A 14,104-nucleotide genomic window follows, 5' to 3' on the forward strand; every position below is an offset into this window, starting at 1 on the left:
TCGGAGATGTGTATAAGAGACAGCTCACGGGGAGGCACACCCACCCATGAGGGCAGCGCCGGCTCGCCTCACCGGCAACCTCTAGAATCACGGCGTGAACGAACAGCCCGCAGAGGACGACGACGCCCGTGACGACGCGTCCGTCACACCTGAGCAGGAACAGCTGTTCGCCGAGACCGCGATCGATGCCGAGGACATGGCGACGACGTTGCGCGTCATCGGGATGCTGCACGAGCTGCCCGCGGGCCACCCCGACATCGAGACGGTGAAGCGCGCCGCGGGCACGATGTACAAGCGGGTGCGCAAGGCGCGTCGCGCGGAGGCGAGGGCTGCTGAGCTCGGCCCGTTGCGCGAGCAGGACGCGAAGGTGCTGGCGTCGACGGCGACGGGTTCGCCGCTACGCATCGACGACGAGACGAAGGGAATCCCGTTGACGTCCAACGTCATCGGTGAGGTCGCCGGAGAGCTCAACACGCCGCGCGGGTGCTACATCTGCCACGCCAAGTACACGACCGTCGACGCGTTCTATCACTGGTTGTGCCCGAACTGCGCGGCGATGAGTCACGCGAAGCGTCACCAGCGCGTCGATCTGCGCGGCAAGCGCGCCCTGCTGACGGGCGGTCGCGCCAAGATCGGCATGTACATCGCGCTCATGCTGCTGCGCGACGGCGCGCACCTGACGATCACGACGCGTTTTCCCCGCGACGCCGCGCGTCGTTTCGCGGAGCTCGCCGACTCACCGGAGTGGATCGACCGCCTCAAGATCGTCGGCATCGACCTGCGTGACCCGACGCAGGTCATCGCCCTCGCCGACGAGGTCGCGGCCGACGGCCCGCTCGACATCCTCATCAACAACGCGGCGCAGACGGTGCGTCGCTCGCCGGGAGCGTACTCGAATCTCACTGCGGGAGAAGATCTTCCGCTGCCGCGCGACGTCAAGCTGCCGCAGATCGTCCAGTTCGACCGCATCAGTGACGCTCACCCCGCGAACCTCGCCGGCACCCTCGCGGCCTATCAGCACACCCACGCCACTGACGAAGCCGAGCCCCAGCCCGACGCCGGACGTGACGTCCACGCGCCCGGCGTCACGCCCGCGGCCGGCCCGCTCAACCCGTCCGATGCTCTCGACCCGGCCCGCAGCGCAGCGGCGATGACGTCGCTCGCTCTGTCGGCGGGTCAGGCGAGCCTCGAGGCGCATCAGGCGGGTGCGGCCGTCGACGCGGGTGGCCTGTTGCCCGACGTCGTCGACACGAACAGTTGGAAGCAGAAGGTCGAGGAAGTCGATCCGCTGGAACTCCTCGAAGTGCAACTCTGCAATTCAACAGCGCCGTTCCTGCTCGTCAGCCGTCTGCGCCCGGCGATGCGTGCGGCCGTCGCGCAGGGGGCGCGGCGCGCGTACGTCGTCAACGTCTCGGCGATGGAGGGGCAGTTCTCGCGCCGTTACAAGGGCCCCGGCCACCCGCACACGAACATGGCGAAGGCGGCGCTCAACATGATGACGCGCACGTCGGCGGGCGAGATGTTCGCGACCGACAAGATCCTCATGACGGCCGTCGACACCGGCTGGATCACCGACGAACGCCCGCACCACGAGAAGCTGCGCATCGCCGAGGAGGGCTGGCACGCGCCGCTCGACCTCGTCGACGGCGCCGCCCGCGTCTACGACCCGATCGTCATGGGCGAGAACGGCATCGACCAGTACGGCGTCTTTCTCAAGGACTTCGCCGAGCACCCCTGGTGACGGGGGCGCTCAGGCGGAATCACTCGTCCGCCGGGCAGGGGCAGGCAGATTCTCGTCACCCACGCCCTCTGTCGCGAAGCCAACTAATCTGACTCCATGACCGACGACGAGCGCCTTCAAGCCGAGCAGCGTGCGCGCAGGCTGATCGACGAGCAGCTCACGCGGGCCGGATGGGTCGTTCAGGATCTCAAGGATCAGGCCCTTGGCGCGGCGGTCGGCGTCGCCGTCCGTGAGGTGACGATGAAGTCGGGGCATGGACGCGCCGATTACCTGCTGTATCTCAACAAGGGCGTGGTCGGCGTCGTCGAGGCGAAGCCGATGGGCAAGACGCTGTCGGGCGTCGAGTGGCAGTCGTCGATGTACGCCCAGGGCCTCACTGATGCGCAGAAGCTGCGCGCGACGATGGTCGACGGCAAGTTGCCGTTCGTCTTCGAGGCGTCCGGGTCGGAGACGCATTTCACGAACGGTTACGACCCGCATCCTCGCGCGCGGGCGGTGTTCAACTTTCCGAAGCCGGAGACGCTGCTCGCGATCATCGCCGATGCACGCACCAACCCCGACGCGCCGACGTGGCGCGGCGCCCTGCAGACCATGCCCGAGCTCGACGAGCGGGCGCTGCGTCCGGCCCAGATCACGGCGATCACGGGCATCGAGCGCAGCCTGCGCGAACAGCGGTTCGACCGCTCGCTCGTGCAGATGGCCACCGGTGCGGGCAAGACGTACACGGCTGTGACAGCCAGCTACCGGCTACTGCGGTTCGGCGGCTTCAAGCGCGTCCTGTTTCTCGTCGACCGCAACAACCTGGCCGATCAGACAGCGGCCGAGTTCGCCAACTTCCGTACGCCTGACGACGGCCGCCGCTTCACCGAGCTCTACCCCGTCGACAAGCTGAAGAGCGACGCTCCGGCCGATTCGGCGAGCGTCGTCATCTCGACGATCCAGCGCGTCTTCAAGACGTTGCGCGGCGAGAAGGTCCCCGCCGGCGACGACGCGATGCTCGACAGCCAGATCCCCGACAAGCCGGTGACCGTCACCTACAACACCGCCCTGCCGCCCGAGACGTTCGACCTCATCATCGTCGACGAGGCGCACCGTTCGATCTACGGGCAGTGGCGGGCCGTGCTCGAGTACTTCGACGCGCACGTCATCGGGTTGACCGCCACGCCCGGTAAGCAGACGTTCGCATTTTTCCGGCAGAACCTCGTGAGCGAATACACGTACGAGGAGTCGGTGTCAGACGGCGTCAACGTCGACTTCGAGATCTTCCGTATCGAGACGGAGGTGACGGCTGCGGGCAGCCGCATCGAGGCGGGTACGCATGTGCCGCTGGTCGATCGTCGGACCCGTGAGAAGCGGATGGAGACGCTCGACGAGGACGTCGTCTATACGCCCACCCAGCTCGATCGGATGGTGACGTCGACGTCGCAGATCCGTCTCGTCCTGGAGACGTATCGCGACAAGCTGTTCACTCACATCTTCCCCGGTCGCAGCGAGGTGCCGAAGACGCTCATCTTCGCCAAGGACGACGCGCACGCCGAGGAGATCGTGCGGTGCGTGCGTGAGGTGTTCGGCCGCGGCAACGAGTTCGCCGCGAAGATCACGTACAGCGCGAAGGATCCGAAGGGGCACCTCAAGGCCTTCCGCACGAGCTCTCAGCTACGTGTCGCGGTGACGGTCGACATGATCGCGACCGGCACGGACGTGAAACCGTTGGAGTGCGTCATCTTCATGCGCGACGTCAGCTCCGGACAGTACTTCGAGCAGATGAAGGGTCGCGGGGCGCGCACGATCTCGAAGTCGGACTTCCAGGCCGTGACGCCGGATGCCGAGGCGAAGACGCACTTCGTCCTCGTCGACGCAGTGGGCGTGACCGAACATGAGTTCGTCGCTCCGCCGCTCAACCGTGAGCCCGGCGTCAGCCTGGAGAAGCTGCTCAAGAAGGCTGCCGCGTACGAGCTGACCGAGGACGAGACGGCGACCCTCGCGTCGCGCCTGGCCGCGTTGGAGCGTCAGGTGAGCGACGCCGAACGCGCCGAGCTGGACGACGTCGCCGGGCCGAGTTCCGATCTGGGCTCCATCGTGCGCGGGCTCGTGCATGCCGTGAACCCGGACGTGCAGGCGGCCGCCTCTGAGGGCGCGCCCGACCCGGCAGCGGCGGTGCGTGACCTCCTCGACGAGGCGGTGGCGCCGTTGGCCGACAACCCGGTGCTGCGTTCACGCATCATGGAACTGCGGCGGCAGCACGACCGCATCATCGACGAGGTCACGCGCGACACGATCCGGCGTGCCGAGGGGGTTTCGCGCGCCGACTCCGCGCTGGAGATCGTCGAGTCGTGGAAGAAGTACCTGGAGGACAACCGCGACGAGATCACGGCGCTTCAGGTTCTCGATGAGTTCAAGACCCACCGGGTGCCCTTCAAGGCTCTCGACGACCTGGCCCGGCAGATCGAGCGCACCCCGGAGCGGTGGACGACCGAGAAGTTGTGGGCGGCCTACGAACAGCTGGACGGCGCCAAGGTGCGCCCGAACCCGCACACCCGGGCCACTGACCTCGTATCACTCCTGCGCTATGCGCTGGACCTCGATGACGAGCTCGTCCCGTACGAGGACGTCGTGCAGGAGCGCTACGAGAGCTGGCTCGCGCAGCAGGCGCAGGCGGGCGCGACGTTCTCGGAGACGGAACGCTGGTGGCTCGACCGCATGCGCGACTTCGTCGTCACCTCGGCCAGCATCACGGTCGACGCGCTCGACGCCGAGCCGTTCACCCAACGCGGCGGCGTCGACGGCGCCCTGCGCGACCTCGGCGCCAACGCTGGCCATCTTCTCGAAAGCCTCGACAAGGAGCTCACCGCATGAACGTGCCTGACGGGTGGCGAGCCGTATCGCTCGGCGACGTGGTACGCCCTGAAACCCGCCGCGAGGTACCGATACAGCCTCTGCCGTACATCGGAATGGAGCATGTGGAGGCTGGCAGTGGCCGTATCACTGCTACGTCCGACGCCTCCATTATCCGGAGCAGTAGCCCTTTGGTGGACATGGGCGACGTGCTGTACGGGCGCTTACGCCCGTACCTGAACAAGGTGGCCGTAGCCCCGCAAGAGGCCTATGCTTCGGGCGAGTTCATCGTGTTTCGCGGCAACCACGAGATCGATGCGCGATTCCTCAAGTGGCGTCTGACCGCCGAGGATTTCGTCAGGTTCGCCACCGCTCTAAACTCCGGAGACCGCCCTCGCGTGAAGTGGCCACAGATGGCTGGTTTCAGGTTTCCGCTGCCACCGCTCCCCGAGCAGCGGCGGATCGTGGAGATGCTGGAGGAGCACATGGCCCACCTCGACGCCGCTGACGCCTCCCTCGCCTCCGCCGAGCAGCGTCTCACGTATGCCGAGGTAGCCCTTGCTCGCAGCTACTTCGATCGCGACACTGGGGATGGTTCTGCCTGGCGCTGGTCCACCATCGGAGATGAGTGCAGCGTTGCCGTGGGGGCAACCCCCAAGCGAAGCGAGCCTTCCTTGTGGGAAGGGGACATACCGTGGGTGTCGAGCGGCGAGGTGGCTTTCACCCGCATCACAGACACCCGAGAACACATCTCGGAGAGGGCTCTCGGAGACCGTTCTAAGCGGTTGCACCCGCCGGGCACGGTGCTGCTTGCCATGATCGGCGAAGGGCGCACTCGAGGCCAGGCTGCAATCCTCGAGACCTGGGCGGCGCACAACCAGAACTGTGCTTCGATCCGGACAGCGGGGTCGTCTATCCACCCGAATTTCTTGTACCTGTTTCTCAAGTACAAGTACGCGGAAGTGCGGGCTGGCGGTTCAGGCGGAAACCAGCCAGCGCTGAACAAGGCTCGCGTTCGGGCCATTCCCATTCCTGTCCCTCCTCCTGCCGAGCAGCTACAGATTGCGGCTGCGATGGAGGCCTGGGCTGAGCAGGCACACCGGGCCACTTCGGCTATCGTCACCCAGCGCCGAAAGTCCGCAGCCCTACGCCGAAGTGTCCTCGCTGCTGCGTTCTCGGGGCACCTCACATCCACGACCGACCCGAGCGACCTGCTCCAGGAGTCAAGCGCATGACCATTCCAGATTTCCAGTCGCTCATGCGGCCCGTACTCGCCGCGCTCGCTGATGGGGAGGTGCGACGTAGCCGCCACGTCAAGGACGCGATGGTCGAGCAGTTCGAGCTGTCCGCCGAAGAGCGAGCCCAGATGCTGCCGAGTGGTCGTCAACGCACCATGGACAACCGCGTGGGCTGGGCCACGACCTACCTGTCGCAGGCCGGGTTGATCGAGCGGCCGCAGCGCGGGCAGCTACGGATCTCTCCCGCAGGTCGTGAGGCCCTGCGACGTTTTCCGGAGCGTATCGACATGAAGGTGCTGGAGACGTACCCGGACTATCTCGCGTTCCGCGACCGCACCCGCATCAGCACCTCCAACGAGCCGAGCGCCATCACACCCACCACGAGCGTCCCGGAAACCCCCGAGCTGGACCGCGCGACGCCGAGCGAACTCATTGAACGAGCGCGCCGCACCAACCGCGCCGCGGTCGAGGGTGAAGTGCTCAAGAAGGCCCTCACACTCTCCCCGACCGGTTTCGAGGATCTCGTCATCCGCCTGCTGGAGGCCATGGGGTACGGGCGCGCCGGCTCGGTGGAGCGCACGAGCGCAACCGGCGACGCAGGCGTCGACGGCATCATCAGCCAGGATCCCCTCGGCCTCGACCGCATCTACGTTCAGGCGAAGCGGTACGCCGAGGACCGCCCCATCGATCGGCCTCGCATCCACGAGTTCGCCGGCGCACTCCTCGGCAAGCAGGGCGACCGTGGCGTCTTCATCACGACCTCGAGGTTCACCCAGGGCGCCCACAACGAAGCCGATCGCATCAACGCGCGCATCGAACTCATCGACGGCGCCAAGCTCGCGCAGCTGCTCGTCGTCTACGGCGTCGGCGTCCAGACCGAGGAGACCGTCGTCCTGTACGGCCTGGACGAGGACTTCTTCGAGAGCCTGTGAGCCGTCGGCTGTTGCCGTCACGTCGACGAGCCGCCGCGGGCGTTCGCCCCGAGGTCGGCGGACCCACTGTCACGACTCCACGCCGCGTTGGAACTTGCGCAAGCCCCTGGCCGTTGACCCTCCGCCGACATGGAGCGCGCCGATGACCGGGGCATTCGCTTACCCCGTGACACGGGGCCTCACGGTCCAAGGCGACCCGTCGATCACACCGACGCGAGAGATCAACCACTGCCCTCTCACGGACGCTGGCGGTTCCGGCACGTCAGAGGCGCTTACGCATCATGGCGCTCGTACCAGCGCCACACCGTCAGCCCATCATTGTTGGGGTTGAACCCGTAGCTGGCCCACGCCGCACAAAGACGCTCCAGCGCCGGCCCCCGAACGTCATCATCCTCGATCGGCCCGCCGCCTTCTCGCTGCGGTTCGGGCTGCAGTGTCACAGGCGCCGTCCGCGCATCCACTGTTCGCAACGCCTCCGCGATGCACTCCCATGCCAACCCCTGTCCGCGAAACGGCCTCTCCAGTACAGCCATCTCAAGGAGCATCACGGTGTCGACGGTCTCCATCTCGTCCCACAGCACCTGCTCAGCAGCCACGACCAGGGTCGCCAACTCGTCGCTCATCCCGTCGGCGGCACAGGTCAACGCGGCGTCAGGCGAAAAGGTCTTGACGCCTCGCAGATAGCCGATCGGCCGTTGCTGGGGGTCGTCGTCGCAGAATGCCGTGATCTCCGCTGTGAAGGAGCGCCAGGGTTGCTCCTCATCGTCATCGTCATCGTCTGGCACCCACATCTGCAGGACACAAGCCAGGGAGATGGGGCCGAGGACCGCTGTTCTGACATGGATCAGTGCGTAAGTCGGAGCACCGACAGCGTCGGTGGGCCCCAAGCAGAAGGTCATCTCCACCGGATGCCCGAGATCCGGCCTGCGTAGGACCAGGGCAGGTAGTCTGGTACCAAATGTTCCTTTCATACCATCTGGTACCACTACCGACAGGGCCGCGACATGCCTGCGCTCGCACCGATCAAGGTGTCCAAAGAGACGGATGCACTCGTCTCCCACACCGCGCATTTCCTCACAAAGTCCAAGAAGAGCGTCGTCGAGGACGCTGTTCGTGAGTACATCGACAACCACCGCGACGAGATCAACGGCGCAGTCCGCGACGCGCTCGCCCAGCTCGACGGCTCCCGCGGCGCAGCCGTTGCCATGCTCGCCGACATCGACGAGAGCGAACTCGACGACCTCGGCGGGGTTCCGAAGGCCTGAAGACCCCGCATAGACGGCCAACATCGCGAGTCCTGCAAGACGCGGGGTCCGCCGTCCCCATGCTCGACCACGGTTTCGCTCCTCCTCGCACTCAGCAGTGAACAGGTATGAATCCGGGCCCCTCGAAAATCTGTCCAGAGTCCCACTCACACTCCAACAGTCAGATTCTGAGTTGGAGTCTGAGAGTGAAGGCTGCCCCGCTGTGCGGCCGCCAAGAACCCTCGATGCCCACAAGTGCCGGCCGATCGGCGCTGCCTACGGTGCCGCGCCGTCGCGGCCACGCGAGCCATAAGGTAAGCGGATCGACTCATTCCGACTCGGCAAGAATGCCCGCTCCATCAGCCAAGGGGACGCATGACCACCGCACGGCAGCTCGTCGACAAACTCTGGTCGTACTGTGACGTCCTGCGCGACGACGGCGTCGGCGTCATCGAGTACACCGAACAGCTCACCTACCTGCTCTTCCTCAAGATGGCCGACGAACGCGCCAAGCGCCCACTCAAGGCCGAGCGAATCATCCCCGAGGAGTACTCGTGGGATCGACTCGTGCAGGCCACCGGCAACGATCTCGAACTCGAGTACACGCGCATCCTCAACGGCCTCGCACGCGAAGAGGGCGTCATCGGCACCATCTTCCGCAAGGCGCAGAACCGCGTCACCGACCCCGCGAAGCTGCGCCGCCTCGTCGTCGATCTCATCGGCAAGGAGAACTGGTCGCAGACGGGCACCGACATCAACGGCGACGCCTACGAAGGCCTCCTCGCCAAGGGCGCGAGCGACAAGGGCTCGGGCGCCGGGCAGTACTTCACGCCCCGCGCCCTCATCCAAGCCATCGTCGACGTCGTCGACCCAGGAGTCGACGACCGCGTCACCGACCCAGCCTGCGGCACGGGCGGCTTCCTCCTCGTCGCCCACGAACACGCCTCCGCGAACGTCAACGAGATGACGCCCAACCAGCGCCACAACCTGCAGCACTCGTTCGCGCACGGCGTCGAACTCGTCGACGGCACCGCTCGCCTCGCCGCGATGAACCTGCTGCTGCACGGCATGGGATCGAGCAACGGCGACTCACTCATCGACGTCCGCGACTCGCTGAGCGCCGACACGGGCGAGCGGTGGTCGGTCGTGCTCTCCAACCCACCCTTCGGGCGCAAGTCATCCGTCACGATGATGGGCGCGGACGGACGCGAGAGCCGCGACGACCGCGAGATCGAGCGACAGGACTTCGTCGCCACGACGAGCAACAAGCAGCTCAACTTCGTGCAGCACATCATGACGATCCTCGAGACCAACGGTCGCGCCGCCGTCGTGCTGCCCGACAACGTCCTCTTCGAAGGCGGCGCCGGCGAGACCATCCGCCGCAAGCTGCTCACCGACTACGACCTGCACACGATGCTGCGCCTGCCGACGGGCATCTTCTACGCCCAGGGCGTCAAGGCCAACGTGCTGTTCTTCGACCGCAAGATGGCGCGGCCTGGCCGGCCGTGGACGCAGAAGCTGTGGGTCTACGACCTGCGGACCAACAAGCACTTCACCCTCAAGCAGAACCCGCTGACACGCGCCGATCTGGACGACTTCGTCGACAACTACCGGGTGGGTGCTCGCGAGACGCGCGAAGAGTCAGCACGCTGGAAGGCGTTCACCTACGACGAGATCATCGCCCGCGACAAGGCCAACCTCGACATCACCTGGCTGCGCGACGAATCGCTCGAAGACCTCGACTCACTGCCGTCCCCCGACGTCATCGCGCGCGAGATCGTCGAAGACCTCACCGCAGCCCTCGCCGAGTTCGAAGCCGTCGCGACAGCACTCGAAGAGCAGCTGGGGCACACGCACGCCGGGGACACCACCGCATGAACGAACCCGGCATCCGTTGCCCCCGCTCATGGGGGACGACGGCTGTCGGGTGTGATGTGCGACCCGTCATGCGCCCCCGGCGTGCCCGATTCCGCGCCATCGCGCGCGAAGAGGGCGCCCCGCAGGCCGCACGGTCTTCCAGGCAGGGGCGAAACGCTTTGCTAGCGTCATGACATGACTGCCACCCCTGCCAGAGAGGGCTCTTCGACGCCTGCGGGCGCGTCGTCAGCCCCGTCAGGGCGCGGCGGCTCCCGCGGCGTCGTGCTGCGCGAGGACGCCTCGTCGCTCGTGTTCCTGTTCGCCGGTGCCTGCGCGATCACGATCGCGGCGACGCGCGCGTACCTCGTCCTGACCGACTACCCGCGGGTCGGCGGCGAGGTCTCCCACATCGCGCACGCCCTCTGGGGCGGGCTGCTGCTGACGATCGCGTGAAGCTCGGTTCGCTCGCGGCGTCGATGTACCTCGCGTCAGCGGCCGTCGGTGTCATCGCAGGCATCCTGTCGCTCATCGCGTTTCGTGCCATGAGCGCGAAGCACCAGAACGTCGAGCGTGCGTTCCGCTACGGCTCCATCGCGATGGTCCTCATGCTCGCCGTCGCCAACTCCCTGCGCGCCTACACGAGCCAGTTCGAGATCCTGCTCGAAGCCGCCCTCCAGGCCCTCGCACTGTTGACACTCAACCTCTGGGCCCGCGCCGAACGCGCGAGACAGGAAGCAGCCCGCCTCCCAGAGACCCCCCATCCCGCAGCGAACGCAGAGCACGTCGAAGGAGCACCCTCAGCATGAGCACCCCCACCCGTCACCACCCCGCGGTGGCGAACGACCACGGATGGCTGCCCAAGCTGCTGGGGCTGCTCGTCGCCCTGGGCGGCGTGTGGTCGCTCGTGTCGATCCCGCTGCCGCGCAGCGACTTCGCCGACTGGGTCGACGACCTCTTCGCCGTCGTCGGCGTCCCCGCCGGCCCGAGTCTCTTCCTCGCCCTGTGTCTTCTCATCACCGCCGCCGCTCTGAAACGCGGGCTGCGCGCCGCGTGGGTCGTCGCCCTCGCCGTCCTCGCCCTCCAGTTCGTGGCCTGCGCGATCGTCGCCGTCAGCATCTGCACGGACAGCCTCGACGAGGAAGTCGACGACATCACGATCGCCCTCATCGTCGTGACGACGATCGTCACCGGCGCATGGCTCGTCCTGCTCGTCATCCGGCGCAAGGACTTCCCGGCCCGCATGCGCTCAGGCTCCCTGCGGCGCGCGATCGGCACGCTGCTAGCCGGTCTGCTCGCCTGCATCGCCGTCATCTTCATGCTCTCCTGGGCGGCCCCCGGCGACCTGCACGGCGGTGAGCACCTGTGGTTCTCGATCCGCAGCGTCACCGGCATCTCCATGCCGCACGGCATCTCCGACGGCGCCAACGGGCCCCACTGGCTCGCCGCGTTCGCCGGCATCCTCGCCGCCGGCGTGCTGCTGCTGACGGTGTGGCGCTACACCGAATCGGCCGAACGCTCCGAGGTGCAGTCGGCCGACGACGAACTGCACGTGCGCCGCCTGCTCGCGCTGCACGGCAACCAGGATTCGCTCGGCTATTTCGCGACGCGCCGCGACAAGTCCGTCGTCTTCGCCCCCGACGGCGAGGCCGCCGTCAGCTACCGCGTCATCGGCTCCGTCTGCCTCGCCTCTGGCGACCCGCTCGGTGCCCGTGAGTCATGGCCCGCCGCCATCGGCGCCTGGCAGGCCCTCGCCCGCGAGCACGCGTGGCGCTCCGGCGTCCTGTCCGCCTCGGAGACGGGTGCGCGCGCCTACGTCGAGGCCGGGCTCAAGGCCCGCCCCCTCGGCGACGAAGCCGTGGTCGAACTCGACACGTTCAGCCTCGAAGGGCGCGCGATGCGCCCCGTCAAGCGCGCCGTCGCGCGCGTGCGTGAGGCCGGCTGCACCGTCGACGTCGAACGCCACTCGCGTCTCGACGCCGAGACGCTGCGCCAGATCACCGAACTGTCCGAGAAGTGGCGTGGCGACGAACCCGACCGCGGCTTCTCGATGGCCCTCAACCGCCTCGAGGACGCGACGGACGGCCGCTGCGTCGCCGTCCTCGTCCGTGACGCACAGGGTCAGATCGTCGCACTGCAGTCGTTCGTGCCGTGGGGCATGCGAGGGCTGTCGCTCGACCTGATGCGCCGCTCCCCGAAGGCGCCGAACGGCGTCAACGAGGCGATGGTCGCGGCGCTCGCCGACGCAGCGTCCGACCTCGGCGTGCGCGACGTGTCGCTCAACTTCGCGATGTTCCGCTCCGTGTTCACCGGTGCCGACAAGGTGGGCGCCGGCATCGGCGTGCGTCTCGCCGACCGCATCCTGTCGATCGGCAACCGCTTCTGGCAGCTCGAATCGCTGTACGAGGCGAACGCCAAGTACCTGCCGCGCTGGGACACCCGGTTCGTCTGCTTCGACTCCGTCGGCGGCCTGCCGCTCATCGGCATCGCCTCCGGCCGCGCCGAGGGCTTCCTGCCCGGCCACGCACCGCGCCCCAGCCACGACGCGGACACGATCGTCCACCTGCCCGACGGCACCGAGGCGCCGCTGGCGCAGCTCGTCGCCGCGCAGGACGAGGAGCTGCTCACGCCCGCACGACCCGTGCAGCGCCTCACCGAGCAGCAGCGCGTGCGCCACGCCAAGCTCGACGTCCTGCGCGAAGCCGGCATGGAGCCCTACCCCGTCGACGTGCCGTACACGATGACGGTCGATCTTGCCCGCAAGGCGATTGCCGAAGGCAACGAGGTGGACGCCGGCGTCGTCTCCCTCAGCGGCCGCGTGCGAGCGCTGCGCGACCTCGGCGGCGTCGTGTTCGCCGTCATCGAGGAGCACGACGTGCGCCTGCAGGTCGTGCTCGAGGCGGGCGCTGTCGATCCGCAGTTCATGCGGTTGTGGCGACGCACCGTCGACGTCGGCGACCACGTCTCCGTGACGGGCACGCTCGGCCACAGCCGTAGCGGCGAACCGTCGCTGCTCGCGTCGTCGTGGTGCATGGCGTCGAAGTCGCTGCGCTCCATCCCCAGCGACCACACGGGCTTCACCAACCCCGAGGCACGCGTGCGTCAGCGCTACCTCGACCTCATCGTCAACAAGGATTCGGCAAATCTGCTGCGCGCGCGCTCGCGGGGCGTCAGCGCTCTGCGTCGCGCGTTCGAGAAGCGCGGCTACATGGAGGTCGAGACGCCGATGCTGCAGGCCGTGCACGGTGGCGCGAGCGCGCGACCGTTCCGCACGCACATCAACGCGTACAACGCCGACCTGTACCTGCGCATCGCGCCGGAGCTGTTCCTCAAGGAACTCGCCGTCGGCGGCATGGACCGCATCTTCGAGCTCAACCGCAACTTCCGCAACGAAGGCGCCGACGCGACGCACAACCCGGAGTTCACCTCCGTCGAGGCGTACGCCGCGCACGGCGACTACAACACGATGCGCGTGCTGACGCGCGAGCTCGTCCTCGAGGTCGCCACGGCCATCCACGGCGAGCCCGTCGCCGTCCGCCCCGACGGACACGGCGGCGTCGAGCGCCTGCGCCTCGACCACGAGTGGCCCGTCGTGCCCGTGCACGAAGCGGTCTCGAAGGCGACGGGCACGACGCTGACGTCGAACACGCCGCTCGAGGAGGTGCGCGCCGTGGCCGACGCGCACGACGTGCACTGGGCGGAGACGATGACGGCCGGTGAGGTCGTGCTCGAGCTGTACGACGAGCTCGTCGAGGGCCAGACGACGACGCCGGTGTTCTACACCGACTTCCCACTCGAGACGTCACCGCTGACGCGCACGCACCGCACCGACCCGAAGCTGTCGGAGCGCTGGGATCTCGTCGCGTTCGGCGCCGAGATCGGCACCGCGTACTCGGAGCTCGTCGACCCCGTCGACCAGCGCAACCGCCTCACCGAGCAGTCGTTCAAGGCTGCCGCCGGCGACCCCGAGGCGATGGAGGTCGACGAGAACTTCCTCGCCGCCCTCGAGTACGCCATGCCCCCGACGGGTGGGCTCGGCATCGGCGTCGACCGCCTCATCATGATGCTGACGGGCAACAACATCCGCGCGACGCTCGCGTTCCCGTTCACGCGACCCAACGAGGGGCAGTGATGGCGTAACCGTCGCCTTGTCGCCTTGTTCACAGCGTGGCGCGCATCGGTCGGCCAGGAGCTCTCTCCTCGTCGACGGGTGCGCGCCACGCTTCGTCGTGTGGGGTGTGGACGGGTCGGGCTGGGGCG

General features: G+C 67.5%; 10 protein-coding genes. 9 read left to right on the top strand and 1 reads right to left on the bottom strand.

Annotated elements, in window-relative coordinates:
- The first annotated feature begins 94 nt into the window (after positions 1 to 94).
- The 4 genes from AX669_RS06760 (at position 95) to AX669_RS06775 (ending at position 6,746) form a co-directional block, all read left to right on the top strand.
- Positions 95 to 1,741, top strand: a complete 1,647-nt coding sequence (locus AX669_RS06760) for an SDR family NAD(P)-dependent oxidoreductase (protein ID WP_062257413.1) — start codon at positions 95 to 97, stop codon at positions 1,739 to 1,741.
- Positions 1,742 to 1,837: 96 nt separating this feature from the next.
- Positions 1,838 to 4,597, top strand: a complete 2,760-nt coding sequence (locus tag AX669_RS06765; protein ID WP_062257415.1) for a DEAD/DEAH box helicase family protein — start codon at positions 1,838 to 1,840, stop codon at positions 4,595 to 4,597.
- Complete coding sequence (locus AX669_RS06770; protein ID WP_062257417.1) at positions 4,594 to 5,811, top strand: restriction endonuclease subunit S; 1,218 nt, start codon at positions 4,594 to 4,596, stop codon at positions 5,809 to 5,811. The genes AX669_RS06765 and AX669_RS06770 overlap by 4 nt, the downstream gene beginning before the upstream one ends.
- On the top strand, positions 5,808 to 6,746 hold the full coding sequence (locus AX669_RS06775) for a restriction endonuclease (protein ID WP_062257419.1): 939 nt from the start codon (positions 5,808 to 5,810) through the stop codon (positions 6,744 to 6,746). Before AX669_RS06770 ends, AX669_RS06775 begins: the two co-directional genes overlap by 4 nt.
- A 272-nt stretch (positions 6,747 to 7,018) precedes the next feature.
- Here AX669_RS06775 and AX669_RS06780 read toward each other — a convergent pair whose 3' ends face one another.
- On the bottom strand, positions 7,019 to 7,537 hold the full coding sequence (locus AX669_RS06780) for a hypothetical protein (RefSeq protein WP_144708303.1): 519 nt from the start codon (positions 7,535 to 7,537) through the stop codon (positions 7,019 to 7,021).
- A gap of 213 nt (positions 7,538 to 7,750) precedes the next feature.
- Between AX669_RS06780 and AX669_RS06785 the strand changes: the two genes are divergently transcribed.
- From AX669_RS06785 to lysX, 5 genes are all read left to right on the top strand, one after another.
- Positions 7,751 to 8,011, top strand: a complete 261-nt coding sequence (locus AX669_RS06785) for a hypothetical protein (protein ID WP_062257422.1) — start codon at positions 7,751 to 7,753, stop codon at positions 8,009 to 8,011.
- Positions 8,012 to 8,365: 354 nt separating this feature from the next.
- Positions 8,366 to 9,868, top strand: a complete 1,503-nt coding sequence (locus tag AX669_RS06790) for a class I SAM-dependent DNA methyltransferase (protein WP_074046092.1) — start codon at positions 8,366 to 8,368, stop codon at positions 9,866 to 9,868.
- Between the two features lie 174 nt (positions 9,869 to 10,042).
- The gene (locus AX669_RS13345; RefSeq protein ID WP_143181537.1) at positions 10,043 to 10,300 is read left to right on the top strand and encodes a hypothetical protein; all 258 of its coding nucleotides are present in this window, start codon (positions 10,043 to 10,045) and stop codon (positions 10,298 to 10,300) included.
- Complete coding sequence (locus AX669_RS06795; protein ID WP_062257424.1) at positions 10,297 to 10,653, top strand: hypothetical protein; 357 nt, start codon at positions 10,297 to 10,299, stop codon at positions 10,651 to 10,653. Before AX669_RS13345 ends, AX669_RS06795 begins: the two co-directional genes overlap by 4 nt.
- On the top strand, positions 10,650 to 13,976 hold the full coding sequence (gene lysX, locus AX669_RS06800) for a bifunctional lysylphosphatidylglycerol synthetase/lysine--tRNA ligase LysX (RefSeq protein ID WP_062257426.1): 3,327 nt from the start codon (positions 10,650 to 10,652) through the stop codon (positions 13,974 to 13,976). The genes AX669_RS06795 and lysX overlap by 4 nt, the downstream gene beginning before the upstream one ends.
- Positions 13,977 to 14,104 lie beyond the last annotated feature (128 nt).

The sequence above is a fragment of the Dermacoccus sp. CCH2-D9 genome (assembly GCF_001556795.1).
Classification (GTDB): domain Bacteria; phylum Actinomycetota; class Actinomycetes; order Actinomycetales; family Dermatophilaceae; genus Dermacoccus; species Dermacoccus nishinomiyaensis.

Excerpts from the sequence above, each read along its gene's own strand:
- AX669_RS06765 (WP_062257415.1), top strand. The coding sequence starts at position 1,838 with ATGACCGACGACGAGCGCCTTCAAGCCGAGCAGCGTGCGCGCAGGCTG.
- AX669_RS06770 (WP_062257417.1), top strand. The coding sequence starts at position 4,594 with ATGAACGTGCCTGACGGGTGGCGAGCCGTATCGCTCGGCGACGTGGTA.
- AX669_RS06775 (WP_062257419.1), top strand. The coding sequence starts at position 5,808 with ATGACCATTCCAGATTTCCAGTCGCTCATGCGGCCCGTACTCGCCGCG.
- AX669_RS06780 (WP_144708303.1), bottom strand. The coding sequence starts at position 7,537 with ATGTGGGTGCCAGACGATGACGATGACGATGAGGAGCAACCCTGGCGC.
- AX669_RS06785 (WP_062257422.1), top strand. The coding sequence starts at position 7,751 with ATGCCTGCGCTCGCACCGATCAAGGTGTCCAAAGAGACGGATGCACTC.
- AX669_RS06790 (WP_074046092.1), top strand. The coding sequence starts at position 8,366 with ATGACCACCGCACGGCAGCTCGTCGACAAACTCTGGTCGTACTGTGAC.
- AX669_RS13345 (WP_143181537.1), top strand. The coding sequence starts at position 10,043 with ATGACTGCCACCCCTGCCAGAGAGGGCTCTTCGACGCCTGCGGGCGCG.
- lysX (WP_062257426.1), top strand. The coding sequence starts at position 10,650 with ATGAGCACCCCCACCCGTCACCACCCCGCGGTGGCGAACGACCACGGA.